This is a genomic window from Bradyrhizobium lupini, from assembly GCF_040939785.1.
Taxonomy (GTDB): Bacteria; Pseudomonadota; Alphaproteobacteria; order Rhizobiales; family Xanthobacteraceae; genus Bradyrhizobium; species Bradyrhizobium canariense_D.
Map to the genome: position 1 here is coordinate 5,101,529 of NZ_CP162553.1, position 22,008 is coordinate 5,123,536.

The window sequence follows — 22,008 nt, forward strand, 5'->3', positions numbered from 1 at the left end:
CCTTCGTCCTAGGAGCGTATCCAGGGAGCCATTCATGCTGAAAGCCATTGCCGTCATCGCCATCCTGCTCGCGGTCGGAATCGTGGGCGTGCTCGGCTTTGCCCTGACGAAGCCCGACACATTCCGCGTCGAGCGCAGCCTCGCCGTGAAAGCGCCGGCCAATGCAGTCTATCCCTTGGTTGCCGATTTCCATCGCTGGACGGCCTGGTCCCCCTACGAGAACCGCGATCCTGCGATGAAGCGGGCGTTTGGCGGCACCGCGCAAGGCAAGGGCGCGACCTATGCCTGGGACGGCAACAACAATGTCGGCGCCGGCCATATGGAGATCCTCGAGGCGAGTGCGTCGTCAAAACTACGCATCAAGCTCGATTTCGAGCGGCCTTTCGAAGGCCACAACACCGCCGAGTTCACCTTTGTGCCGCAAGGCGATGCCACACTGGTCACGTGGGCGATGTCCGGTCCGGCCCCGTTCCTGTCCAAAGTCATGCAGGTGTTCGTCAACATGGACAACATGATCGGCAAGGATTTCGAGGCGGGCTTGGCCAGCCTGAAGAAGCTCACCGAGAAGTAGCGCCGTCACCCCGAACCAAAGCAAAAAGGAGAGAAACGATGCTCAATCCCTATCTGTTCTATCAGGACACCTGCGAAGCGGCGTTCAATTATTACGCCAAGGTTCTCGGCGGCAAGATCGACGCCATGATGCGTTCTTCGGACGCACCGCCGGACATGGCTGCGGCGCCCGGCCGCGAGAAGACGATCATGCATGCGCGGATGTCGCTGCCCGACGGCAGCGTGCTGATGGCCTCCGACGCACCAAGCGAACATTTTCACAAGCCGCAGGGCTTTTCGATCTCGCTCACGGTCGCGGACCCGGCGGAGGGCGAGCGCAAGTTCAACGCGCTCGCCGATGGGGGCAACGTCACCATGCCCTTCAGCAAGACGTTCTGGGCCAAGGGTTTTGGCATGTGCGTCGACAAGTTCGGCATTCCCTGGATGGTGAACTGCCCGGCCGAGGAAATGTGACAGGCGCGATCGCCTGACGCGCTGAACGGCGATCCCCTCTCCTCTACGATGCGGGAGAGGGGCGCCCATGAGGACGTCGCGTCGACCGCGTGCCCCTCAGCGGATCGATCCGGTCACGTCATTGCTCGGTGGCTGGGAGGAGGGAACGCAGCGCGGACAGATCACGAGCTTTGTCCCGAGCTGCCTGTCATTCTCCGCTTCGATTTCGTCATGGATTGCCCACCACGCCGGGGAGTACGGGCGCAAGGTGCCGAGGACTCTCTCCCGCTCCTGATTCGGATCACTCGCCGCGGGAGCTTGGGTCGCCACGCGACGCTTGATGCCGGAGGGACGGTTCGGATCCTGACCGAGGCCGTCCCATGCGATCGGACGGCGATCCTGCGCAGGCGCGACCACGCATCCCATGAGCGTTGCGCAAAAAGTGAGCAAGACGAAGCCGTGTCGGATCATGCCGGACCCTTGGGTGTTGTATGCGACGCGCCAAGTCCGCTTACCGAAGCTTGCGTCGCACCGCTCAAATGGAACCTAAGGGAAACGCGTGGCCGACATGGCCGAATATGAATTCTGCTGTCGCACCACATTGCGAGAGCAGTGAGGCCGCTTCGTGAAATGATGCGGACCGCATCGCACAACAACTGGCGCAATATTAGGCTGTGAACTCCGGGACAGAATCGTTATTTATTCCGTCATAAATTCTAAAAACTGGGGCGGGCGGACTTGGAAGGGGAGCGACCGATGGCGGCGGCGCTGCAGATCAACTTTGCACTTTGGGGTATGCTCATCTGCGCGAGCATGGAATTGACCGAGTTGATCCAGAGTTTTTACTAGAGCTCTCGAAGCAGGTGACCGGCGCAATTTTGCCGGGCACTCGCGTCCGTCGATCATCACCGGCAGCGCGGATAGATCGCGGCGAGGTCGCGTCCCTTCAGCAGAAGCAACCGCGACGAGAGGCCGCCGCGGCGACTGATCCAGTCGCGCACCGGGCCGGGATAGGCCGCAAGCACCGCATCGGATGCTTCCGGCTCGGCGTAGAAGCGTCCGCGCCGATCGACCGAGCGCGCCGCATGGAAGCCGAGCACGGCGCGTTTTGTCACACAAATCCGCTCGCCCGGCACGATGCTCAGTACCAGTGTGCAGGCGGACAGGCAGGGACCGTCGATCACCACGCGCTCGCCGCTCTCGCGCACCTTCTCGAACAAATCGAGGAACGGCCCGACCTGTCCACCGGGCGACTGGATGATGCGGATTTCGGCCGAGGCAGGTGTGGCGGCGAGCAGCGCGGATGCGAGGATCAGGGCCCTGAGAAAGGTGACGCGCCGCATGAAGCCTCCGCGAATTCGAGTCCGTAGGATAGGCCGACGAGAAGAGGTGGTAACGCTTCGCTAGGCCAACCTACGCGGTGCCTACCCGTTCCTCCGCTCGCCGCGCAGCGTCGGCAGGCCGATGCCTGCCGCATCGAAGCCGCCATCGACGGCCAAAATTTGTCCGGTGATGTAGCTCGATCGTTCCGAGCACAGGAAGTAGATGGCTTCGGCGAGTTCCTCTTCCAGGCCGTAGCGGTTGAGCGGAATGGCGTCGTGATAATCGGCGCGGATCTCGCTGGTGTGCACCTGCTTCGCCATCGCGGTGTCGACCGGTCCCGGCGCGACCGCGTTGACACGGATGTTGAGGGACGCGAGCTCAACCGCGAGCTGCTTGGTAAGGTGCGCGAGACCGGCCTTGCTGGTGCCGTAGGCCGAGCGCAGCGTCGAGGCGCGCACTGCCGAGATCGAGGTGATGTTGACGATGGCGCCGCCATTGCCGTCGCGCATCAGCGGCACCGCCGCCTTGGTGCAGAGGAACGGGCCGGTGAGGTTGACCTCGAGCACGCGCCGCCAATCGGTCTCCGACGTCTCCATCAGCGGCGCGAACACGGCAATGCCGGCATTATTGACGAGCGCATCGAGCCGGCCAAACCGCTGTTCGACCGTCGTCATCGCGGCGGCAACCGCGGCTGCGTCCGAGACGTCGCAGGTCAACGCCAGCGTGGCCTCGTCCCGGCCGATCTCGGCGACCGCGCAGCCGAGCAACTCGCCCTCGATGTCGATCAACGCCACCCGCCAGCCCTCGCTCAAAAACTTCTTCGCGGTCGCAAGCCCGATGCCACGCGCGGCTCCGGTGACGAGGGCAACGCGGTGCGGGGTAGGGGGCATTGGCTGATCGGTCCTTATGAAAGATTGGGTCGCGCAAACGCGAGCCTCTTTTACTTCGCTTTCGTCCCGACGAGGAAGGCCTTAACTCGAAGGCACGATGTCGGGACGGTCCTCGATGGATCGTCTTCCAGGGGATCATTGCCAGGGAGATCCGCAATGTCCAACCACGAGCGCCAGATTCGAGACCTTTTCGCCGCTTATCTCGGCAACGACCGGCAACGGGTCGCCGACGCGTTGGCGGACGATTTCCGCTTCACCAGCCCGTTCGACGACGACCTCGACAAGGCGGCTTATTTCGAGCGTTGCTGGAGGGACACCGGCTGGATTGCGCGGCACGACATCGAGCGGATTTTCGTCCAAGGCGACGAGGCCTTCGTCACCTATCTCTGCCTGGCGACAGATGGCAGGAGCTTTCGCAACACCGAGTTCTTCACCTTCGCCGGCGGCAAGATTCGCTGCATCGACGTCTATTTCGGCGCTGCCCGGCAGGACGGGCGTTTCCTGCCGCAGGCGCGCTAGGGCCAGCCAATAATCGCCAGAATAATTTTCGTCACCTGTCGGTTTCGTCAAGGTTCCTTCGTCTTGGAGGTGAGGGTGGGCGGCCCGGGCCGCCGCTCCGCCCATCCGGAGTGGCGCCTCGCCGCGTAACCCGAACGAAAAAGCACGCAAGGAGTGCTCATGCGATTCATGATGCTGATGATCCCGCTCGGCTACGAGACCGCGGCGCCCGACGTTCAACTCGATCCCGAGCGGGTCGCTGCGATGATGCGCTACAACGAGGCGCTGAAGGACGCCGGCGTGCTGATCACGCTCGACGGCCTGCACCCGCCCTCGATGGGCGCGCGCGTCTCGTTTGCGGCCGGCAAGCCCATCGTGACCGATGGTCCGTTCGCCGAGGCCAAGGAGGTCCTGGGCGGCTACTGGATGATCGAGGTTGCCTCGCGTGCCGAGGCGATCGCCTGGGCCAGGCGGTGTCCGGCCGCACCGAACGAAATCATCGAGATCCGTCAGGTGCAGGAGATGAGCGACTTCCCGCCTGACGTGCAGGAGGCCGCCGGTTTCGGCGACCTGAAGAAATAGCCGCAGCTTCGTCTATCCATCACCAAAGGAGAGAACCGATGAGCACCGACACCTATCTCGCCGTTTTCCTCGGCAGCAAGACCAGTTCCAAATGGACCGCATGGAATGCGATGCCCGAGGCCGAGCGCAAGGCGAAAGAGCAGGCGGGCATGGCGGCGTGGAAAGGCTGGGTCGAAAAGCACCAGGGCGCGATCGAGGCCATGGGCGGCCCGCTCGGCAAGACCAAGAAGGTCGACGGCAAGGGCATCGCCGACATCGCCAACGAGATGGGCGCCTTCACCGTGGTGCGCGCAGCGTCCCATGAAGCCGCGGCGAAGATGTTCGAGAACCACCCGCACTTCACGATCTTCCCCGGCGAACGCGTCGAGATCATGCCGGTGCTGCCGATCCCTGGCGGCTAGGATCTCGGGCCGCCTCGCCGGACCGGGAAGAATACGGGCTGATCAACCCGTCGCCGCTAGTGACCTTCACCGCCGGCTCATGTAAAGGTCGTTCACATGAGCTGGCGCAAGGAGACGCGCCGCGCCGAGCGCGGCTATCACCACGGCAATCTGAAGGAAGCCCTGTTGCAGGCCGCCCTCGGATTGATCGCCGAGAAGGGCGCGGCCGGCTTCACCTTTGCCGATGCCGCGCGCATGGCCGGCGTCAGTGCGGCGGCGCCGTACCGGCATTTTCGCGACCGTGAAGAACTGCTGTCCTCGATCGCGCAGCGCGGCTTCGAGCAGTTTGAATCGCGCCTGACCGCGGCTTGGGACGACGGACGGCCCGACACCGTCACGGCGTTCGAGCGTGTCGGCAGGGCCTATCTCGCCTTCGCCCGCGAGGAGCCCGCGTTCTACAACGCGATGTTCGAATCTGGCCTCCCGGTGGATGCCAATCCGGCGCTCCAGGCGGCCAGCGAGCGTGCTTTCAACATCATTCGTGCCGCGGCGGAGCGGCTTGCCGCGCTGGCGCCGCCGGGCACGCCGCGGCCGCCGGCGATGATGATGGCGCTGCACATCTGGTCCATGGCGCATGGCGTGGCCTCGCTGTTCTCCCGCGGTGACGCCGCGCGTCGAAAGCTGCCGATGTCGCCGGACGAGCTGCTCGAAGCTGAGGTGCTGATCTATCTGCGCGGTCTCGGCTTCCCGACCGATCGCCGTCCCCCGGCGAAAAGCGCCGAGCCGCCGCCGGTGCCGCCGGAGGCATCCTCCGGTTCAGGCGTGCCGCCCGGTGGTCCCTGGGGCAAGCCGAAATAAAGTTACCCAAATAATTGCCCCGCCCTGTCAGGCGGTCGGCTTGACAAAACCGCGGGATGATCTACCTATGTAAATGTTATTTACATTCACAACGGCGCTGATGCCGTCATGGAGAGGGAAATGGCCTACACCGCTGATGTCAATCGATGGCGCGGCCCTTCGGACCAACACTACGAGCGCCCCCACATGCTCAATACGCCCTGGCATCCCGGCTGGATCGCCGTGACCATCCTCGGCTTCATCATCTGGTGGCCGATCGGACTTGCCCTTCTCTTTTTCACACTCGGGAGCAGAAGAATGTCGTGCTGGAGCAACCAGGATCGCTGGCAGAACAAGATGGAGCGGATGCAGTACAAGATGGATCGTATGCGCGGCCGCATGGAGCGCCACGGTTTCGGCTTTGGCTTCGGTCCGCCCTCGAGCGGCAACCGCGCCTTTGACGAGTACCGCACCGAGACATTGCAGCGGCTCGAGGAGGAGCAGGTCGAGTTCAAGAACTTCCTCGACCGTCTGCGTCACGCCAAGGACAAGGAAGAGTTCGACCAGTTCATGGCGCAACACAAGACACGCCCGACCCCGCCGCCGACCGACCAGCAGCAAGGTTGATCTCAAGCTTGATCTCGGGACTGACGCCTCTCAAAGCCGTCAGGCGCATGCCCCCAAAGTCCTGATGGCCCGAGCCGCCCGCCTGCGCAACCCGCAGGCGGGCGGTTTGATTTTGGGAATGCGCGTCAGGCTGCCGCGACCGTCCGGATTGCCTTGGTTTGGAAAAGTCTTGGTCTGGAAAGTCCTGGTCCAGAGAGACTTGGTCAGCGCGCCGTGGCGAGCTGCGCGCGAACCGACTCCAGGAAGTGTTCGTAGGCATAGTCCACGATCTCGTTAAGTGATCGCGTTCGCGCAAACATCGCCTTGGCCTCGGCGAGAAACTCCTCGCGGGTCGGAATCTTCGGCAAGTGCAGATGCGTCAGTGCATCGACACCTTCGTGCGCGCGACTCAGGATGTCGTGCAGCGTCGGCAGTTGCAACTGGGCCAAATCGGCTCGGCGGAGCGCCGACGAAATCGCATGCGCCAGGGTCTGCGCATCGAACCGTCCGGCAAGCTCGCGGGCCGCCCGGTTGATGACGCGTGCGCCAAGCGGCTGCTCGTTGCGCAGCACCTGCTCGGGTGGCGACTTCATGTTCCAGACGATGCCGAACCAGGACAGCACCTTCAGGATGTAATAGGTGACGTCGATTTCCCACCAGCGAAAACCCTGCCGCACGCTGCTCTGGTAGGCGTGGTGATTGTTGTGCCAGCCCTCACCGAGAGTGAACAAGGCCAGCAGCCAATTGTTGCGTGAATCATCGCCGGTCACGTACCGCTTGCGTCCATGCACGTGGGCGAGGGAATTGATGCAGAAGGTCGCGTGATAGACCAGCACGGTGCTCCACAGGAAGCCGACGACGAGACCGGACCATCCGCCAACCAGGAAGCAGAGCGCAGCCAGCGTGACGGCTGGCAGGAGTTCCAGGCGATGCAGCCACATCAACTCCGGATAGGCGGCGAAATCTCCGACTTTCACGAGGTCGGTGCCATCGTGCTCCCTGTAAAAAATCCAGCCGAGATGACTGTAGAGGAAGCCTCGATGACGCGGCGAATGCACGTCGTCTTCGGTATCGGAATGCAGATGATGATGTCGATGCTTGGCCGCCCACCACAAAACGCTTTTCTGCGCGGTGCTTTGCGCAAGCCAGGCCAGGATGAACTGAAACACTCGACCGGTCGCAAAAGCCCGATGGGAGAAATAGCGGTGGTAGCCTGCTCCGATCGCAAACATACGGACGACATAGAGTGAGGCGCAGATCGCGATGGCCTGCCAGGTAACGCCGGTCCAGATCGCAGCAATGCAGCCGAGATGGACCAGCAGGAACGGCAGGGCGGAGGGATACATGATGTCGTCGTGTTGGTCGTCAGCGGGGGCGTTGGGCGACATGTATTGGCGTGACCTTGGAGGACGGGGATTCGGGATTCGCTTCGGCAGCACTGAGGGCCGCTGTGTGCGACAATCCCGGGGATGGCGGACCACTGCGGGGCTTTGAACGAGATGCTTTGCCTGAGCAACCCGGGCCAGCGCGGCAGCACGAACCTGAGACCATAGCTACGGGCGGAACTCGGCTGCCTCCATATATATGATCCCGACTGCTTGGCATGCAAGCTCGTAGCCTCACGGGGTGCGTGGCGCGCGGGCTGCCGACGGCCTATAGCCGACAGTGAAAAGGAAGCGTCAAAATACCGCAGGCAGCAACGATGGCGGAAGCGGCGATGATGGCGAGCGAAACCCTCTGGCAGAAGATCCGCGACGAGGCGCAGCGCACCGCGGCAGCCGACGCCATATTCGGCAAGGCTCTTGTCGGACTCATCCTCGTCCATGACGATTTTACCGCCGCACTGTCCGACCTGATCGGACGCCGGCTTGGCGACAGCGAGGTCGAACGCGCGCGCTTCACGACATTTTCCCGCGACGCCTTCAATGGTCAGCCGGATCTGATCGAGGCGGCCGGCCGCGACTTGCAGGCCATCGTGCTTGGCGATCCCGCCATCAGCGGAGTGTTGGCGCCGCTGCTGCACTTGAAGGGCTACGTCGCCTTGCAGGCGTGGCGCGTCTCGAACTGGCTCTGGCATCACGACCGTGGTGACGCGGCGCTGCTATTTCAGAACGAGACGTCGAACGTCCTGCAGGTCAGCATTCATCCGTCGGCGAGCTTGGGATCGTCGGTGTATCTCGACCACGCCACCGGCATCGTAATCGGTGCCGATGTGGTGATCGGCGACGAGGTCACCATGCTTCAGAACGTCAGCATCGGTCGTGGCACGGAACTGCCGGCGCGCTCGCCTCGCATTGGTCGCGGCGTGTTCATCGGCTCCGGCGCGACAATTCTCGGCAACGTCAGAATCGGCGATTTTGCAAAGATCGGCGCCGACACCGTCGTGACGAGCGACGTGCCCCGGGGCTGCACCGCAATCGGCAATCCGGCGCGGCTGACCAATTGCCCAGAGCCCGCTTCCGCGGCCTGACTCGCCGTCACGTCATCAGGCGACGTGCTCCTCGTTCACGCGGCGCGGCGGCGGCTCTCGCCGCCATGACGCGGGCTGACCGGCTCCGAACTGGTCTGGCCTGGCGCGTCCAGCACCGCGACGTGATGCCGGTAGACCAACTCCCAGCCCTTCCACCCCGTGAAAAGCAGAATGCCGACCACGATCAGGGACAGCGCCACGCCCCACGGCTTGATTGCAGCTTCCGCGCCTTGCGCGTAGCGGAGGTAGAAATTGATCAGAGCCAGCACGACGGCTACGAGATTGCCGATCATGTGATACCAGGCGTCATTGAGGCTGCGGATGCGGGCGTCGCTGAAGAAGTCGGTGAAGCCGGCCACGGCCGCAACGAGCGCCATCACAATACCGGCGCCGATCAGCCAGATCGCGGCTCTGGCCCAAAAGCCGTCACCGGTGCCGATGAAGGCGAGATCGGCGATGGGCGCGCCGACCAGGAAGGCGACGGGGAACGGGATGATCATGGGGTGGAGCGGATGATCGCCGACCGCGGCGGTCGTCTTGGGGTTGATGCTCATGGCAAAACCTCGCGAGAAGTGATTTTCCAGACAATTTTTCGGACGGAGGCTGGTTCCTCTGACCGGGATAGCGGGCTCCGCTCCTGATGCGCACGGGAAAGCGGAACTCTGCTGTCCCGGGCGCAGCGCACCGTCCCGTCGGGAACACGGCCCGCCCGCCGCGCCTCCCATCCCCCTGTGCGACCTCCCTTTCCCGCACTCAAATTCGTCTGCGGTAACCCAGCATTAACCATCGCCGGGCTCTGGTAATTGCGGACAATCGCGCGCCCAAAGCCTGAAGTCTGAGCCTTGGGGTCGGGCCCATAGTTTTGACATCTTGGCAGGGAATGCAGGCGGCCGGCTTTGGACGAGCCCTGCACCCCAGAAAGACAAGGCTTTGAGCGGGCTTGCCGGCCGCGCCGGTTCTAGCGCGGCTATTGGGGAACCGGCGGCCATTTGCTGGCCGGGACATTAGGTCGGGACATCAGGTAACGATCGCCTTGAGAGGATACTGCTTATGAATCCGGCCGACGTGGCTCAGTCAGCCCTTCCGGTTGCCGCTTCCGCGGACGTGTCGCTGATCGCGCTGTTCTGGCAGGCTCACTGGATCGTGAAAGCGGTGATGCTGGGGCTTCTCGCCTGCTCGGTCTGGGTCTGGGCGATCGCCATCGACAAGATCTTCCTGTTTGCCCGCACCCGCCGCTCGATGGACCGTTTCGAGCAGGCTTTCTGGTCCGGCGAGTCGATCGAGGACCTCTATCGCACGCTCTCGGCCAAGCCGACACATTCCATGGCGGCCTGCTTCGTCGCCGCGATGCGCGAGTGGAAGCGTTCGTTCGAGAGCCAGGCCCGCTCGGTCGCAGGCCTTCAGATGCGCATCGACAAGGTCATGAATGTCTCGATCGCCCGCGAGGTCGAGCGGCTGGAACGCCGGCTGCTGGTGCTCGCCACCGTCGGCTCCGCAGGCCCCTTCGTCGGCCTGTTCGGCACCGTCTGGGGCATCATGTCGAGCTTCCAGTCGATCGCGGCGTCGAAAAACACCTCTTTGGCGGTGGTGGCCCCTGGCATCGCGGAGGCGCTGTTTGCGACCGCCGTCGGCCTTATCGCCGCCATTCCTGCCACTATTTTCTACAATAAGTTCACCTCCGAGGTGAACCGGCAGGCCCAGCGGCTCGAAGGCTTCGCCGATGAATTTTCAGCCATCCTGTCGCGCCAGATCGACGAGCGGGGCTGACGGACGGCATGTATAGTGTGAAGGGCAATTTGGGCACCAGACCATGGGCATGAACGTTGCGAGTTCGTCCGGAGGCGGTGGGCGCCGTGGCCGGCGCAAGCCGGTCGTGGCCGAAATCAACGTCACGCCGATGGTGGACGTGATGCTGGTGCTGCTCATCATCTTCATGGTCTCGGCGCCGATGTTGACGGTCGGCGTGCCGCTCGACCTGCCGCAGACCCAGGCCAAGAGCCTCGAAAACAACGACCAGAAGCCGATCCAGATGTCGGTGGACATCAAGGGCAAGGTGTTCATCAACGACGCCGAGATCGCGATCAACGAACTGATCCCCAAGCTGAAGGCGATCACGGACGCGCGCGGCGGGCTCGAGGAACGCATCTATTTGCGTGCCGACAAGAAGGCGGATTACGGGACGGTGGCCAAGGTCATGGGCCAGTTGTCCGGCGCAGGCTTCAAGAAGCTGGCGCTCGTCACGGAAGCGGATCAGGGGTAAACCGTGAAGGTGAAGGTCGACAAGACACTCGTTGCGTCGATTGCCCTCCACGTCCTCGTGCTGGGATGGGGGCTCGTCACCTTTAGCAGCAGGGCTTTCGTGCCGGCGGAAGAGTCGCTGCCGATCGACATCATCTCCACCGATCAACTCGCGCAGATGATGTCGGGGCAGAAGACCGGCGACAAGAAAGAGCCGAAGCCGAAGGTCGAGAAGATCGCGGAAGCCAAGCCCGAGGAAGACGCTGTCGGCAAGGTCACCGAGAAGAAAGAGCTGATCAAGACCAACTCGACGCCGGAGCCGCCGCCAAAACCCGTGGAGAAGCCGGTCGAGAAGAAGCCCGAGCCGCCCAAGCCCGTCGCTGAGGCGAAGCCCAAGGAAGAACCGAAGCCGCCGGAAAAAAAGCCTGACCCGGCCAAGGAAGATCCGATCGCCGAGCTCCAGAAAAAGCTCGAAACCAAGAAGCCGCCGCCCAAGCCGCCGGAGCAAAAGGTCGCGGCGGTGCAGCCGCAGCAGCTGCCGAAGCCCAAGGAGCGCAGCTTCGACCCCGCGCAGATCCAGCGCGATCTCGACAAGCGCGCCGCGACCCGGCACGAACTCGCCGGCTCGACGCTGAATGCGTCGGCCTCGCTGGGATCGACGACCGGAACGGCCGCCAACAACATTGCGACCTGGCGGGGCGCGTTCCAGGGGGCGGTGAAGCGCTGCTTCACGCCGACCTATAACGGCCAGGATGCAGATCAATACGAAGCCGACATCGACATTCCCATGAAGATCGACGGATCGCTCGCGTCCGAGCCGATCGTCGTCGCGGTGAGGGGACCGTCGCGATCGATCGCACAGGCGGTGGCGGAGAGTGCCAGACGCGCCATCGTGCAGTGTCAGGTCTATTCGTTCATGCCGAAGCAGCAATACGAGAGCTGGAAGCTCATTCCGATGACTTTCGGCCTGAAAGACATGTTGTGACATCCGAACAAAAGAATTTTGCGATGAATGACGTTCGATCGATGAACCGCCGCCGCTTCATGACCCTGACCGGATCGACGCTCGCGATGCTGGGGGGCGGACAAGCCTTGGCCCAGCAGCCGCAGGGACGGCTCCGCATCGATCCCACGGAGTTTCGGCCGATTCCGATTGCGATCACCAATTTTGTGCCGGGCTCGCCGGCCGACGGTGACGTCGGCAACGGCGTCACCCAGGTCATCACCAACAATCTGAAGCGCTCGGGCCTGTTTGCGCCGGTCGACCAGGCCGCCTTCATCGAGCGCATCAGCAACATCGACGTCGCGCCGCAGTTCGAGAACTGGAAGACCCTGAACGCGCAGGCCCTCGTCACCGGCCGCATGACGCGGCAGCCGGACGGCCGCCTCAAGGCTGAATTCCGCTTGTGGGACGTCGTCACGGGCCAGCAGCTCGCCGGCCAACAATATTTCACCTCGCCGGAATATTGGCGTCGCATCGCCCACATCATCTCCGACCAGATCTATGAGAAGCTGACCGGCGAGAAGGGCTATTTCGACAGCCGAGTGGTGTTCGTTGACGAGACCGGGCCGAAAGAGCGCCGCGTCAAGCGGCTCGCGATGATGGACCAGGACGGCGCCAATGTGCGCTATCTGACCCGCGGCTCCGACCTCGTGCTGACGCCGCGCTTCTCGCCGAACTCGCAAGAGATCACCTACATGGAATTTGGCCAGGGCGATCCGAAGGTCTACCTGTTCAACATCGAGACCGGCCAGCGCGAGATCGTCGGCAACTTCCCCGGCATGACCTTTGCGCCGAGGTTCTCGCCGGACGGCCAGCGCGTCATCATGAGTCTGCAGCAGGGCGGCAATTCCAACCTGTTCGTGATGGATCTGCGCTCGCGCTCGACCACGCGCCTCACCGACACGCCCGCGATCGACACCTCGCCTTCCTACTCCCCGGACGGCACCCGCATCTGCTTCGAGTCCGATCGCGGCGGCAGATCGCAGATCTATGTCATGGCCGCGGGCGGCGGAGCGGCGCAGCGCATCTCTTTCTCCAAGGACGACAACAACGCCACCTATTCGACGCCGGTGTGGTCGCCGCGGGGCGATTACATCGCCTTCACCAGGCAAGGTGGCGGGCAGTTTTCGATCGGCGTGATGAAGCCGGACGGCTCCGGCGAACGGCTTCTCACCTCCGGCTATCATAACGAAGGTCCGACCTTCTCGCCGAACGGCCGCGTGCTGATGTTCTTCCGCGATCCGGGCGGCAGCGGCGGGCCGTCGCTGTTCTCCGTCGACATCTCGGGGCGCAACGAGCTGAAAGTGCCGACGCCGGGCTTCGCCTCCGACCCGGCATGGTCGCCGCTCTTGTCCTCGACATCGGGCTAGCCGCCGCCCCCGGCGCGCGATGATTTGACCGCGCGCCTTTTCCGAAAACTTGGCGAGATGTTTCCCCGCGATAATTGTTCTTTAAGGTTGCACTAGGCAAACTTTTCCCATGGGTTTGTTTCTATTGATGTATTCCGACTATTGGTCATTCAAAACAACTCGACTTTAACGATGTTCCCTCAGAAAGACTTCATACCGGATCGGTAAAACTGCGCTCCAGACAGGACGCGCGTAAACACCAGATGCAGTTTGCAAGTCAGAGCGGAGAGCCGGAACAGCGGCCGCCGAAAACTTCGGCGGCGCAAATCGATTCGCTGTTCGAAGCGCCTGGCCCGTTGCTGGCGGGACTCATTTTCGTGTCGATTGGTGCGGCCCTCACCGCGCTGAGGACGGGCGAGCCGCTGATCTGGGCGTGCGTCGCACTTCTGATCCTGGCCGGGACCGCGCGGGCGATCGACCTGCGCCTCTATCAGGCACGTCACGCGGTCATGACCGTCGAGGCGGCCGCACGCTGGCAGAAGCGCTATCAGATCGGAGCAAAGATCCAGGCGGCTGCGATCGGCATCTGGTGCGCCACCACCCTGTTGGCCACGGACGACGCCGTGGCCCACATGATCGCCTTGTCGGTCACGACCGGAATCGCGGCAGGCGGCGCGGGCAGGGCATATGGCCGGCCTGCGATCTTCCACCTCCAGGCCGTGCTGATCTTCGGCCCGGCCGTGCTTGCCTTGGCGCTGCGTGGAACACCCTACTACATCGCGATGGCGCTGGTCAGCGCCGCGTTCCTGATGGCGATCATGCAGCTCTCGGTGAATCTGCATCGAATCTTCATGGGAGCGGTCGTGGCACGTGAGCGTGAAGCCGCGCTCGCCGGCCAGTTCGATACGGCTCTGAACAACATGCCGCACGGCCTCTGCATGTTCCGCGTCGACGGACAGCTGGCGGTCATGAACCACCGCTTCGGCGCAATGATGAATCTGCCGGAAGGTCTCGCGCAGCGCGGGGTCAACGCGCGTGACATCGTCGCGGCGTGCGTGAGCGCGGGATCCATCTCCGCTGGGAGCGGCGAGCGAATCGTCGCGGACATCGAGAGTTCGCAAGCCAAGGAGATCATCACCGCCGATCCCGATACGCAGCGAAACCGGTCGTTGTCCTGGACTGTCCAGCCGATGGCTGACGGTGGCGCGGTGGTGCTGCTCGAGGACATTACCGAGCGACGTAGCGCCGAGGCCAAGATCACGCATCTGGCGCGCTACGACGACCTCACCGCGCTGCCCAACCGCGTTCATTTCCGCGATGAGATCGAAAGGCTGCTGGCGATCTCGCACGGCGCCGAGCGCCTGTCCGCGCTGCTGTTCGTCGACCTCGACCAGTTCAAGCAGGTCAACGACACGCTCGGCCATCCCTGCGGCGACCAGCTCCTGTGCGCGGTCGCCAACCGTCTGCGCGAGATGCTGCGCCCCGAGGATTTCGTCGCCCGCTTCGGCGGTGACGAATTCGTCGTGTTCCAGGAGAACATCTCCTCGCCCGAGGACGCCGCTGCGCTGGCGCGCCGGATCGTCGAACGGCTGAGCGAGCGTTACCGCATCGACAATCATCTGGTCGAGATCGGCGCCAGCGTCGGCATCGCATTGACCTTGCCGGAGGGCATCAGCGCAGACACGCTGCTCAAGAATGCCGACATGGCGCTGTACCGGGCCAAGGCCGACGGCCGCGGCACCTTCTGCTTCTTCCGCGACGAGATGGCGGCGACCGTCGAGGCGCGCCGCATCCTCGAGCTCGATCTGCGCAAGGCGCTCGCCAACGAGGAGTTCGAGCTGTTCTATCAGCCGCTGGTCAATCTGAAATCCGGCAAGATCACGACGTGCGAGGCGCTGCTGCGCTGGAATCATCCGGTGCGCGGCACGGTCTCGCCGATCGACATCATCCCGGTCGCCGAGGACATGGGGCTGATCGTCGATCTCGGCCGCTGGATCCTGCGCCGCGCTTGCATGGAATGCATGAAATGGCCGGAGGGCGTCAGCGTCGCCGTCAACTTCTCGCCGCAGCAATTCCACCAGCGCGACGTCTTGAGCGAAATCCGCTACGCGCTCGAGGTTTCGGGGCTCCCGGCGCATCGGCTGGAGATCGAGATCACCGAATCCTCCCTGTTGCGCAACACCCAGCTCACGCACGACATCCTGTCGCAATTGCATGCGATCGGCGTGCGCATTTCGCTGGATGATTTCGGCACCGGCTATTCGAGCCTCAGCTACCTGCACAATTTCCCGATGCAGAAGGTGAAGATCGACCGCTCCTTCCTCGAGGGCATCGATGCCGACCGGCCGCTGACGCTGCTGCGCGGCGTAGCGCGGCTGTCGGCCGATCTCGGCATGGCGGTCGTGGTCGAGGGCATCGAGACCAATGATCAGCTCGAGTTGATCAGCGCCGACGGCACCGTGACCGAAGGGCAGGGCTATCTGTTCAGCCGGCCGGTGCCGGCAGTCCGGATTCGCCAATTGCTCAATGCCTCGCATGGCCGCCGCGGGGCTGAGGACCACATCGTCATGGTGTCCTCGCGATCGATCGCCTGATCTTTCTCCGCGTCACTCCTTCAACGCATTTAGCTCTCGTTCGCCCGTGTTTTTGCGGGCTGCAAAGGTTAACCCTAACGTTTCTAAGCCTTTGCAATTCCGTTAATGAACCATTAATCTCCTCACACTCGCAGAAGTTGCTTTGGAGTGTAGGGGTACTGGATGACGTCTGGAGCTGAACCGCAAACGGTGCTCCTTCCGCGGGGAGCCGCTCTGTTTGACCGCATCGATTACCGCCTGATCGAAACTCCCGAGGACCGAGACAACCTCTATTTGATGCGGTACCGGGCCTATCTGCACGCCGGTCTGATCGAGCCGTCGGAGTCGCGGCGCGTAACCGATCGCTTCGACGATGCGCCCAACACCTGGAATTTCGGGGTCTATGTCGATGGAGAGCTCTGCAGCTCCGTTCGCATTCACGTCCTGACGTCGGACTGGCGGATGTCCTACACGACCGAAGTGTTTGGCGACGTCCTGCATCCCCGCCTCGACCGCGGCGAAGTTCTCATCGATCCATGCCGGTTTGTTGCCGATCCCGAAAAGCACCAGCGTTTTCCGGAGCTGCCCTATCTGACGGTGCGGCTGGCCTTTGTGGCCTGCGATCATTTCAACGCCGATACCGGGCTGGCCATGATCCGGACCGACCACCAGGCGTTTTATCGTCGCATCTTCCTGCACGAGACCATTTCACCGGAGCCACGCGGGTTTCCGGGCTGGCCCACCAAGAAGGCCGTGCTGATGGCGTCCGATTTCCGGAACCAGCGGGAAAAGGTCCTGACGCGCTTTCCGATCATGCGTTCCAGCGCGTTTGAGCGGCGCATGCTGTTTCAACGCAGCAGCCCCCGCCAGGCTGCCGCGCGCCCGGTGTCGCTGGCCACGCAGCGGCCCCCGGACGTAGCCGTCTCGGCAACGGGTTCTGCCCGCTAGGCCCCCACGCGAGGAGCCTAAAATTCCAGCAAAGGCCGCGGTTTTTGCCGGTCGTTGCGGCTTGCCTTCACCGTCGCGCCACATTTACAACCCATTAACCATGACGGTTGCTTTTCGCTGGTTGGGGGCATTTGACCGGCTGTGGCAAGGTTCCATCAAGGTTGACGGAACGTTCGCTTAACCAACCCCCTGTAGACCGGACAGCAGTGGACGAAACGTGAGCGTGGAGGCTCCGGAATGAAACATCCTATGCGCATCCTCCAGGGATTGAAGCTGGCCGCGGTGCTTGCCGTCGCGTTGTCGATGGGTGCCTGCGCCAACAAGAACTCTGCCACGGATGCGATGGCCAACGCGGCGACGCCGGGCAGCCAGCAAGACTTCGTCGTCAATGTCGGCGACCGCGTGTTCTTCGAAAGCGACCAGACCGATCTGACCCCGCAGGCGATCGTGACCCTGGAGAAGCAGGCGCAGTGGCTCCAGAGCTATCCGCGCTACAGCTTCACCGTCGAAGGTCATGCCGACGAACGCGGCACCCGCGAATACAACATCGCGCTCGGCGCTCGCCGCGCCCAATCGGTGCGTTCGTTCCTCGCCTCGCGCGGCATCGATCCGAACCGCATGCGCACGATCTCGTACGGCAAGGAGCGGCCGGTGGCCGTTTGCAACGACATCTCCTGCTGGTCGCAGAACCGCCGCGCCGTCACCGTGCTGAACGCGAGCTCCTGACGATCGGTCAGGCGCCGTTCATCTTCAGATAGCGATTATGCCGGCGCCCTCTCGGGCGCCGGTTTCGTTTCAGCGATCTGTGACAGAAACCCGTTTGTTACAGTCACAGTTTTGGCGTACTCCCCTTCAATGTGTGGCGCGTCGAATGTTCGGTCGCAGGCCATTTCGCTTTCGTCATCAGGGCAAGATGTCATCCAGATTTAAGGTCTTCACCGGCACCGTGGCGATCGCCGCGCTGCTTTCGTTGTGCTCGCCCGCCCTCGCACAATCGGACGATGCAGATCCCGAGATGCGGATCGAGCGGCTGGAGAACCAGCTGCGCCAGCTCACCGGCCAGAACGAAGAGCTGCAATATCGCAACCGCCAGCTCGAAGAGCGGCTGCGAGCGCTCGAGGGCGGCGCGCAAGCTTCGCCCGTCCAGACGCCGGTCCAGCCCAATGTCGCGGCCATGCCGCCCGCACAAGCCGCGCCGGCCTATCGCCAGCAGCCGCCGCACCAGCAAGCGGCCCAGCCGAATTACGAGCAGCCGCAGATCGCCTCTCCGGCACCGATCGTTCAGGAGCAGCCTGCGCCCGGCGCGCCGGGCACGCGCCGCCGCGGCGATGCCTTCGACCCCAACCAGAGTCCGAATGCGCCGGGTGCGCCGCGCGCGCTCGGCGGCGGGCAGCAACCGATGCCTGCAGGTGCCCCGAGCGGCGCGCCCGGCGGCCGTGGCGCCGGCGAACCGCTTGATCTCGCCAACAGCGGCCCCCGCTATCCGCAGGCGGTCGGGCCTCAGGCTGCGCAGCCCGGCTATCCGCCGGTCTCGTCCGGCTCTCCCGCGCCATCAGGCGGCACGGGCCTTGCGACCCTGCCGCCCTCGGCAACGCCGCGCGACGAATTCGACCTCGGAATCGGCTACATGCAGCGCAAGGACTATGCGCTGGCCGAGCAGACCATGAAGAATTTCTCGCAGAAATATCCGAGCGACCCGCTGCTCGGTGACGCGCAATACTGGCTCGGCGAGAGCTATTTCCAGCGCCAGCAATATCGCGACTCCGCGGAAGCCTTCCTCGCCGTCACCACGAAATACGACAAATCCGCCAAGGCACCGGATGCCCTGCTGCGGCTCGGCCAGTCGCTGGCGGCGCTGAAGGAGAAGGAGGCGGCGTGTGCCGCCTTCGGTGAAGTCGGTCGCAAATATCCGCGCGCTTCCGCCGGCGTCAAAGCTGCGGTCGACCGCGAGCAGAAGCGGGTGAAGTGCTGAGGCGCGGCGATTGATCCTGACAAGACGGATGGCGCTGCGCTAAACAGTGTCCATCCGCGGACGATTGCAGTGTCATGTCAGAGGACAATTCACCGATCTCGGCGCGTGAGGCCAAGCGCCTCTTCGCAGGCCTGAAAGGCGCGCAGGGACTGCTGCTCGCGGTCTCCGGCGGGCCCGACTCGGTGGCGCTGATGTGGCTTGCGGCGCGCTGGCATCGCAGCCTTTCGCGCGGCCCGCGTCTCACCGTAGTCACCATCGACCACGGCTTGCGGCCGGAGGCGGCACGCGAGGCGCGCGAGGTCAAGCGTCTCGCAACCGGGCTTGGCCTGCCGCACCGGACCGTGCGCTGGCGCGGGGCAAAGCCGAAAACGGGACTGCCGGCCGCCGCGCGCGAAGCTCGCTACCGCCTGCTTGTGCAGGCCGCGCGCCTCGCCGGTGCGAGCCACGTGCTGACCGCCCACACCCGCGACGACCAGGCCGAGACCCTGTTGATGCGGCTTGTGCGCGGCAGCGGATTAGCCGGGCTGTCGGCGATGGCCCGTCTCACCGAGCGCGACGGCGTCGTTCTTGCGCGTCCACTGCTCGATGTTCCGAAGTCGCAGCTGATTGCGACCTTGAAGCGGGCGAAGATCGGCTTTGCCGACGATCCCACCAACCACGACGCTGCCTTTACCCGGCCGCGGCTGCGTGCGCTGCTGCCGCAGCTCGCGGCGGAGGGCGGTGATGCCCGCAGCCTGGCTCGGCTCGCGGCAAGGCTGGCGCGCGCCAATTTGGCCGTCGAGGTGCTGACCGATGGAGCCGAGCGCTTCCTCCGTTTGCGGGATCGCGGCGATGCGCCGCAGGCCGGCGTTCGAAGGTTCGAGGCCTCCGGGTTTGCCGCCCTGCCGGAGGAGGTCCGGCTGCGGATCCTGCTGCGGGCCATCAACGCGTTCGGGCATGAGGGGCCGGCGGAACTCGGCAAGGTCGAATCCCTCCTGGCCGTGCTCGATCAGGCCATTGCCGCAAGTGCCCGCGCACCCGCAAATGGCCGGCCGGCCCTGAAGCAGACGCTTGCGGGAGCCTTGATCAGCCTTGCCGGGGGACGTATCCGCATCGCCCCGGCGCCGGCCCGGCGCAAGGGTGGATCAAGGGTGGATAAGGGCGGATCATGGCACCGGCCGTTTCGAGACCGCGCCGTGAGGACACCTTAACCAGGCAGGAAAAACCCGGACCCGGGCGCCATTATTTCAGCGGGAATCGGACTAAGATGGGCTAAATAGTCCCATCTCGTTCCCTTGGCAGCGACCGGAGCGACACCTAGATTGTATGCGTCTAACCGAGAGGATTCCTTGGGGATTTCCTCGCGCTGCCCAAATAACTGCCCAAGGCTCAGGCCGCGATCCGCGCGACCACGAAGGAAGATCGATGAACGCCAATCTGCGCAATTTCGCCCTCTGGGTCATCATTGTCCTGCTGCTGTTGGCGTTGTTCACGCTCTTCCAGAATCCGGGTCAGCGCGCCTCCTCGCAGGACATCGCCTTCTCCCAGCTCCTGAGCGAGGTTGACCGCGGCAATGTGCGCGACGTCGTAATCCAGGGGCCGGACATTCACGGCACCTTCACCAACGGCTCGAGCTTCCAGACCTATGCGCCGAGCGATCCGACGCTCGTGAAGCGCCTCTATGACAGCAAGGTGCAGATCACTGCGAAGCCGCCCGGCGACAACGTGCCGTGGTTCGTCTCGCTGCTGGTCTCCTGGCTGCCCTTCATCGCGCTGATCGGCGTGTGGATCTTCCTGTCGCGGCAGATGCAGGGCGGCGCCGGCAAGGCGATGGGCTTCGGCAAGTCGCGCGCAAAAATGCTGACTGAAGCGCATGGCCGCGTCACCTTCGAGGACGTCGCGGGCGTCGACGAGGCCAAGCAGGACCTGCAGGAGATCGTCGAATTCCTGCGCGACCCCGGCAAATTCCAGCGCCTCGGCGGCCGAATTCCGCGCGGCGTGCTGCTGGTCGGACCTCCCGGCACCGGCAAGACCCTGATCGCGCGTGCGGTCGCGGGCGAAGCCAACGTGCCGTTCTTCACCATTTCGGGTTCTGACTTCGTCGAGATGTTCGTCGGCGTCGGCGCCAGCCGCGTCCGCGACATGTTCGAGCAGGCTAAGAAGAACGCGCCCTGCATTATCTTCATCGACGAAATCGACGCCGTCGGTCGTCACCGTGGCGCCGGCCTCGGCGGCGGCAATGACGAGCGCGAGCAGACGCTGAACCAGTTGCTGGTCGAGATGGACGGCTTCGAGGCCAACGAGGGCGTGATCCTGATCGCCGCGACCAACCGTCCCGACGTGCTCGATCCCGCGCTGCTGCGTCCCGGCCGCTTCGACCGTCAGGTCGTGGTGCCCAACCCGGACGTCGTCGGCCGCGAGCAGATCCTCAAGGTCCACGTCCGCAAGGTGCCGCTGGCGCCGGATATCAACCTCAAGACCATCGCGCGCGGCACCCCGGGTTTCTCCGGCGCCGACCTGATGAACCTCGTCAACGAAGCCGCGCTCACCGCCGCCCGCCGCAACAAGCGGATGGTGACCCAGGCCGAGTTCGAGGAAGCCAAGGACAAGGTGATGATGGGCGCCGAGCGCAAGTCGCTCGTCATGACCGAGGAAGAGAAGCTGCTGACGGCCTATCACGAGGGCGGCCACGCCATCGTCGGCCTCAACGTCGTCGCAACCGATCCGATCCACAAGGCGACCATCATTCCGCGCGGGCGTGCGCTGGGTATGGTCATGCAGTTGCCCGAGCGTGACAAGCTGTCGATGTCGCTGGAGCAGATGACCTCGCGCCTTGCCATCATGATGGGTGGCCGCGTCGCCGAAGAGCTGATCTTCGGTCGCGAGAAGGTAACCTCGGGTGCGTCGTCCGACATCGAACAGGCGACGCGTCTGGCACGCATGATGGTGACGCGCTGGGGCCTGTCCGAGGCGCTCGGTACCGTGTCCTACGGCGAGAATCAGGACGAGGTTTTCCTGGGCATGTCGGTGTCGCGCACCCAGAACGCATCGGAAGCGACGGTTCAGAAGATCGATACCGAGATCCGGCGCTTCGTCGAAGAAGGCTATAACGAGGCAACGCGTATTCTCACCGAGAAGCGCGCCGATCTCGAAGCTCTCGCCAAGGGCCTGCTCGAATTCGAGACGCTCTCCGGCGACGAGATCATCGACCTGCTCAAGGGCAAGAAGCCGAACCGCGAATCCGTGCTCGAGCCGACCACACCGCGCGCCTCGGCCGTGCCGCCGGCCGGCAAGTCGCGCCCGCGACCCGATCCGGATCCCGGCCTGGAGCCGCAGCCGCAGGCGTAATCGCGTACGG

General features: G+C 63.9%; 23 protein-coding genes. 18 read left to right on the top strand and 5 right to left on the bottom strand.

Annotated features, from left to right (window positions below; all coding sequences use genetic code 11):
- Window positions 1-34 precede the first annotated feature (34 nt).
- Both AB3L03_RS24195 and AB3L03_RS24200 read left to right on the top strand, forming a co-directional pair.
- Complete coding sequence (locus AB3L03_RS24195; protein WP_018453775.1) at window positions 35-571, top strand: SRPBCC family protein; 537 nt, start codon at window positions 35-37, stop codon at window positions 569-571.
- Window positions 572-609: 38 nt separating this feature from the next.
- On the top strand, window positions 610-1,023 hold the full coding sequence (locus AB3L03_RS24200) for a VOC family protein (RefSeq protein ID WP_204512222.1): 414 nt from the start codon (window positions 610-612) through the stop codon (window positions 1,021-1,023).
- 96 nt (window positions 1,024-1,119) lie between these two features.
- On the opposite strand, the gene AB3L03_RS24205 is transcribed toward AB3L03_RS24200, so the two are convergent.
- The 3 genes from AB3L03_RS24205 to AB3L03_RS24215 all read right to left on the bottom strand — a co-directional run bounded on the left by AB3L03_RS24205 (window position 1,120) and on the right by AB3L03_RS24215 (window position 3,215).
- On the bottom strand, window positions 1,120-1,473 hold the full coding sequence (locus AB3L03_RS24205) for a hypothetical protein (RefSeq protein ID WP_018453777.1): 354 nt from the start codon (window positions 1,471-1,473) through the stop codon (window positions 1,120-1,122).
- 434 nt (window positions 1,474-1,907) lie between these two features.
- On the bottom strand, window positions 1,908-2,345 hold the full coding sequence (locus AB3L03_RS24210; protein ID WP_018453779.1) for a hypothetical protein: 438 nt from the start codon (window positions 2,343-2,345) through the stop codon (window positions 1,908-1,910).
- Between the two features lie 81 nt (window positions 2,346-2,426).
- Window positions 2,427-3,215 carry an SDR family NAD(P)-dependent oxidoreductase gene (locus tag AB3L03_RS24215; protein WP_085348910.1) on the bottom strand — a complete coding sequence of 263 codons (789 nt, stop codon included), beginning with the start codon at window positions 3,213-3,215 and terminating at the stop codon, window positions 2,427-2,429.
- 156 nt (window positions 3,216-3,371) lie between these two features.
- Between AB3L03_RS24215 and AB3L03_RS24220 the strand changes: the two genes are divergently transcribed.
- From AB3L03_RS24220 to AB3L03_RS24240, 5 genes are all read left to right on the top strand, one after another.
- Window positions 3,372-3,734 (top strand): nuclear transport factor 2 family protein, encoded by a 363-nt coding sequence (locus AB3L03_RS24220; RefSeq protein ID WP_018453781.1) that lies wholly within the window; start codon window positions 3,372-3,374, stop codon window positions 3,732-3,734.
- 159 nt (window positions 3,735-3,893) lie between these two features.
- On the top strand, window positions 3,894-4,295 hold the full coding sequence (locus tag AB3L03_RS24225) for a YciI family protein (RefSeq protein WP_085348946.1): 402 nt from the start codon (window positions 3,894-3,896) through the stop codon (window positions 4,293-4,295).
- A 38-nt stretch (window positions 4,296-4,333) separates the two neighbouring features.
- Complete coding sequence (locus AB3L03_RS24230; RefSeq protein WP_368507135.1) at window positions 4,334-4,696, top strand: hypothetical protein; 363 nt, start codon at window positions 4,334-4,336, stop codon at window positions 4,694-4,696.
- Between the two features lie 96 nt (window positions 4,697-4,792).
- Window positions 4,793-5,533 (top strand): TetR/AcrR family transcriptional regulator, encoded by a 741-nt coding sequence (locus AB3L03_RS24235; protein ID WP_085348908.1) that lies wholly within the window; start codon window positions 4,793-4,795, stop codon window positions 5,531-5,533.
- A gap of 120 nt (window positions 5,534-5,653) precedes the next feature.
- Entirely contained in the window at window positions 5,654-6,139 is a 486-nt protein-coding gene (locus tag AB3L03_RS24240) for a DUF2852 domain-containing protein (RefSeq protein ID WP_007596323.1), read from the top strand.
- A 203-nt stretch (window positions 6,140-6,342) separates the two neighbouring features.
- Here AB3L03_RS24240 and AB3L03_RS24245 read toward each other — a convergent pair whose 3' ends face one another.
- Window positions 6,343-7,506: an acyl-CoA desaturase gene (locus AB3L03_RS24245; RefSeq protein ID WP_368507136.1), complete on the bottom strand. Its 1,164-nt coding sequence runs from the start codon at window positions 7,504-7,506 to the stop codon at window positions 6,343-6,345.
- Window positions 7,507-7,820: 314 nt separating this feature from the next.
- On the opposite strand from AB3L03_RS24245, the gene AB3L03_RS24250 reads away from it, so the two are divergent.
- The gene (locus tag AB3L03_RS24250; RefSeq protein ID WP_368507137.1) at window positions 7,821-8,588 is read left to right on the top strand and encodes a serine acetyltransferase; all 768 of its coding nucleotides are present in this window, start codon (window positions 7,821-7,823) and stop codon (window positions 8,586-8,588) included.
- A gap of 35 nt (window positions 8,589-8,623) precedes the next feature.
- On the opposite strand, the gene AB3L03_RS24255 is transcribed toward AB3L03_RS24250, so the two are convergent.
- Complete coding sequence (locus tag AB3L03_RS24255; protein WP_368507138.1) at window positions 8,624-9,142, bottom strand: DUF2231 domain-containing protein; 519 nt, start codon at window positions 9,140-9,142, stop codon at window positions 8,624-8,626.
- Window positions 9,143-9,638: 496 nt separating this feature from the next.
- Here AB3L03_RS24255 and tolQ point away from each other — a divergent pair, with 496 nt between their 5' ends.
- The 10 genes from tolQ to ftsH all read left to right on the top strand — a co-directional run bounded on the left by tolQ (window position 9,639) and on the right by ftsH (window position 21,998).
- A complete protein-coding gene (gene tolQ, locus AB3L03_RS24260) occupies window positions 9,639-10,355 on the top strand; it encodes a protein TolQ (protein ID WP_007596319.1) in 717 nt (238 codons plus the stop codon).
- Window positions 10,356-10,398: 43 nt separating this feature from the next.
- The gene (gene tolR, locus AB3L03_RS24265) at window positions 10,399-10,848 is read left to right on the top strand and encodes a protein TolR (protein WP_018453789.1); all 450 of its coding nucleotides are present in this window, start codon (window positions 10,399-10,401) and stop codon (window positions 10,846-10,848) included.
- A 3-nt stretch (window positions 10,849-10,851) separates the two neighbouring features.
- Complete coding sequence (locus AB3L03_RS24270; protein ID WP_085348905.1) at window positions 10,852-11,811, top strand: protein TolA; 960 nt, start codon at window positions 10,852-10,854, stop codon at window positions 11,809-11,811.
- Window positions 11,812-11,852: 41 nt separating this feature from the next.
- Window positions 11,853-13,199: a Tol-Pal system beta propeller repeat protein TolB gene (gene tolB, locus AB3L03_RS24275; protein ID WP_026232593.1), complete on the top strand. Its 1,347-nt coding sequence runs from the start codon at window positions 11,853-11,855 to the stop codon at window positions 13,197-13,199.
- A 242-nt stretch (window positions 13,200-13,441) separates the two neighbouring features.
- On the top strand, window positions 13,442-15,772 hold the full coding sequence (locus AB3L03_RS24280) for a bifunctional diguanylate cyclase/phosphodiesterase (RefSeq protein WP_018453792.1): 2,331 nt from the start codon (window positions 13,442-13,444) through the stop codon (window positions 15,770-15,772).
- Between the two features lie 162 nt (window positions 15,773-15,934).
- The gene (locus tag AB3L03_RS24285; RefSeq protein WP_026232594.1) at window positions 15,935-16,699 is read left to right on the top strand and encodes a hypothetical protein; all 765 of its coding nucleotides are present in this window, start codon (window positions 15,935-15,937) and stop codon (window positions 16,697-16,699) included.
- A gap of 237 nt (window positions 16,700-16,936) precedes the next feature.
- Window positions 16,937-17,425: a peptidoglycan-associated lipoprotein Pal gene (gene pal / locus AB3L03_RS24290; protein ID WP_026232595.1), complete on the top strand. Its 489-nt coding sequence runs from the start codon at window positions 16,937-16,939 to the stop codon at window positions 17,423-17,425.
- 187 nt (window positions 17,426-17,612) lie between these two features.
- A complete protein-coding gene (ybgF, locus tag AB3L03_RS24295; RefSeq protein ID WP_204512219.1) occupies window positions 17,613-18,671 on the top strand; it encodes a tol-pal system protein YbgF in 1,059 nt (352 codons plus the stop codon).
- Window positions 18,672-18,745: 74 nt separating this feature from the next.
- Complete coding sequence (gene tilS / locus AB3L03_RS24300) at window positions 18,746-19,861, top strand: tRNA lysidine(34) synthetase TilS (protein WP_368507139.1); 1,116 nt, start codon at window positions 18,746-18,748, stop codon at window positions 19,859-19,861.
- 214 nt (window positions 19,862-20,075) lie between these two features.
- Window positions 20,076-21,998, top strand: coding sequence for an ATP-dependent zinc metalloprotease FtsH (gene ftsH, locus AB3L03_RS24305; protein WP_007596301.1), 1,923 nt, complete (start codon window positions 20,076-20,078; stop codon window positions 21,996-21,998).
- The last annotated feature ends 10 nt before the right edge of the window (window positions 21,999-22,008 follow it).

Bases quoted from the DNA above. Each gene is read 5' to 3' on its own strand.
- tolQ (WP_007596319.1), top strand. From the start codon at position 9,639: ATGAATCCGGCCGACGTGGCTCAGTCAGCCCTTCCGGTTGCCGCTTCC.
- AB3L03_RS24210 (WP_018453779.1), bottom strand. From the start codon at position 2,345: ATGCGGCGCGTCACCTTTCTCAGGGCCCTGATCCTCGCATCCGCGCTG.
- AB3L03_RS24230 (WP_368507135.1), top strand. From the start codon at position 4,334: ATGAGCACCGACACCTATCTCGCCGTTTTCCTCGGCAGCAAGACCAGT.
- AB3L03_RS24250 (WP_368507137.1), top strand. From the start codon at position 7,821: ATGGCGGAAGCGGCGATGATGGCGAGCGAAACCCTCTGGCAGAAGATC.
- AB3L03_RS24225 (WP_085348946.1), top strand. From the start codon at position 3,894: ATGCGATTCATGATGCTGATGATCCCGCTCGGCTACGAGACCGCGGCG.
- AB3L03_RS24205 (WP_018453777.1), bottom strand. From the start codon at position 1,473: ATGATCCGACACGGCTTCGTCTTGCTCACTTTTTGCGCAACGCTCATG.
- AB3L03_RS24215 (WP_085348910.1), bottom strand. From the start codon at position 3,215: ATGCCCCCTACCCCGCACCGCGTTGCCCTCGTCACCGGAGCCGCGCGT.
- tilS (WP_368507139.1), top strand. From the start codon at position 18,746: ATGTCAGAGGACAATTCACCGATCTCGGCGCGTGAGGCCAAGCGCCTC.
- ybgF (WP_204512219.1), top strand. From the start codon at position 17,613: ATGTCATCCAGATTTAAGGTCTTCACCGGCACCGTGGCGATCGCCGCG.
- AB3L03_RS24255 (WP_368507138.1), bottom strand. From the start codon at position 9,142: ATGAGCATCAACCCCAAGACGACCGCCGCGGTCGGCGATCATCCGCTC.
- ftsH (WP_007596301.1), top strand. From the start codon at position 20,076: ATGAACGCCAATCTGCGCAATTTCGCCCTCTGGGTCATCATTGTCCTG.
- AB3L03_RS24220 (WP_018453781.1), top strand. From the start codon at position 3,372: ATGTCCAACCACGAGCGCCAGATTCGAGACCTTTTCGCCGCTTATCTC.
- AB3L03_RS24280 (WP_018453792.1), top strand. From the start codon at position 13,442: ATGCAGTTTGCAAGTCAGAGCGGAGAGCCGGAACAGCGGCCGCCGAAA.
- pal (WP_026232595.1), top strand. From the start codon at position 16,937: ATGAAACATCCTATGCGCATCCTCCAGGGATTGAAGCTGGCCGCGGTG.
- AB3L03_RS24200 (WP_204512222.1), top strand. From the start codon at position 610: ATGCTCAATCCCTATCTGTTCTATCAGGACACCTGCGAAGCGGCGTTC.
- tolB (WP_026232593.1), top strand. From the start codon at position 11,853: ATGAACCGCCGCCGCTTCATGACCCTGACCGGATCGACGCTCGCGATG.
- AB3L03_RS24235 (WP_085348908.1), top strand. From the start codon at position 4,793: ATGAGCTGGCGCAAGGAGACGCGCCGCGCCGAGCGCGGCTATCACCAC.
- AB3L03_RS24285 (WP_026232594.1), top strand. From the start codon at position 15,935: ATGACGTCTGGAGCTGAACCGCAAACGGTGCTCCTTCCGCGGGGAGCC.
- AB3L03_RS24245 (WP_368507136.1), bottom strand. From the start codon at position 7,506: ATGTCGCCCAACGCCCCCGCTGACGACCAACACGACGACATCATGTAT.
- AB3L03_RS24195 (WP_018453775.1), top strand. From the start codon at position 35: ATGCTGAAAGCCATTGCCGTCATCGCCATCCTGCTCGCGGTCGGAATC.
- tolR (WP_018453789.1), top strand. From the start codon at position 10,399: ATGGGCATGAACGTTGCGAGTTCGTCCGGAGGCGGTGGGCGCCGTGGC.
- AB3L03_RS24240 (WP_007596323.1), top strand. From the start codon at position 5,654: ATGGCCTACACCGCTGATGTCAATCGATGGCGCGGCCCTTCGGACCAA.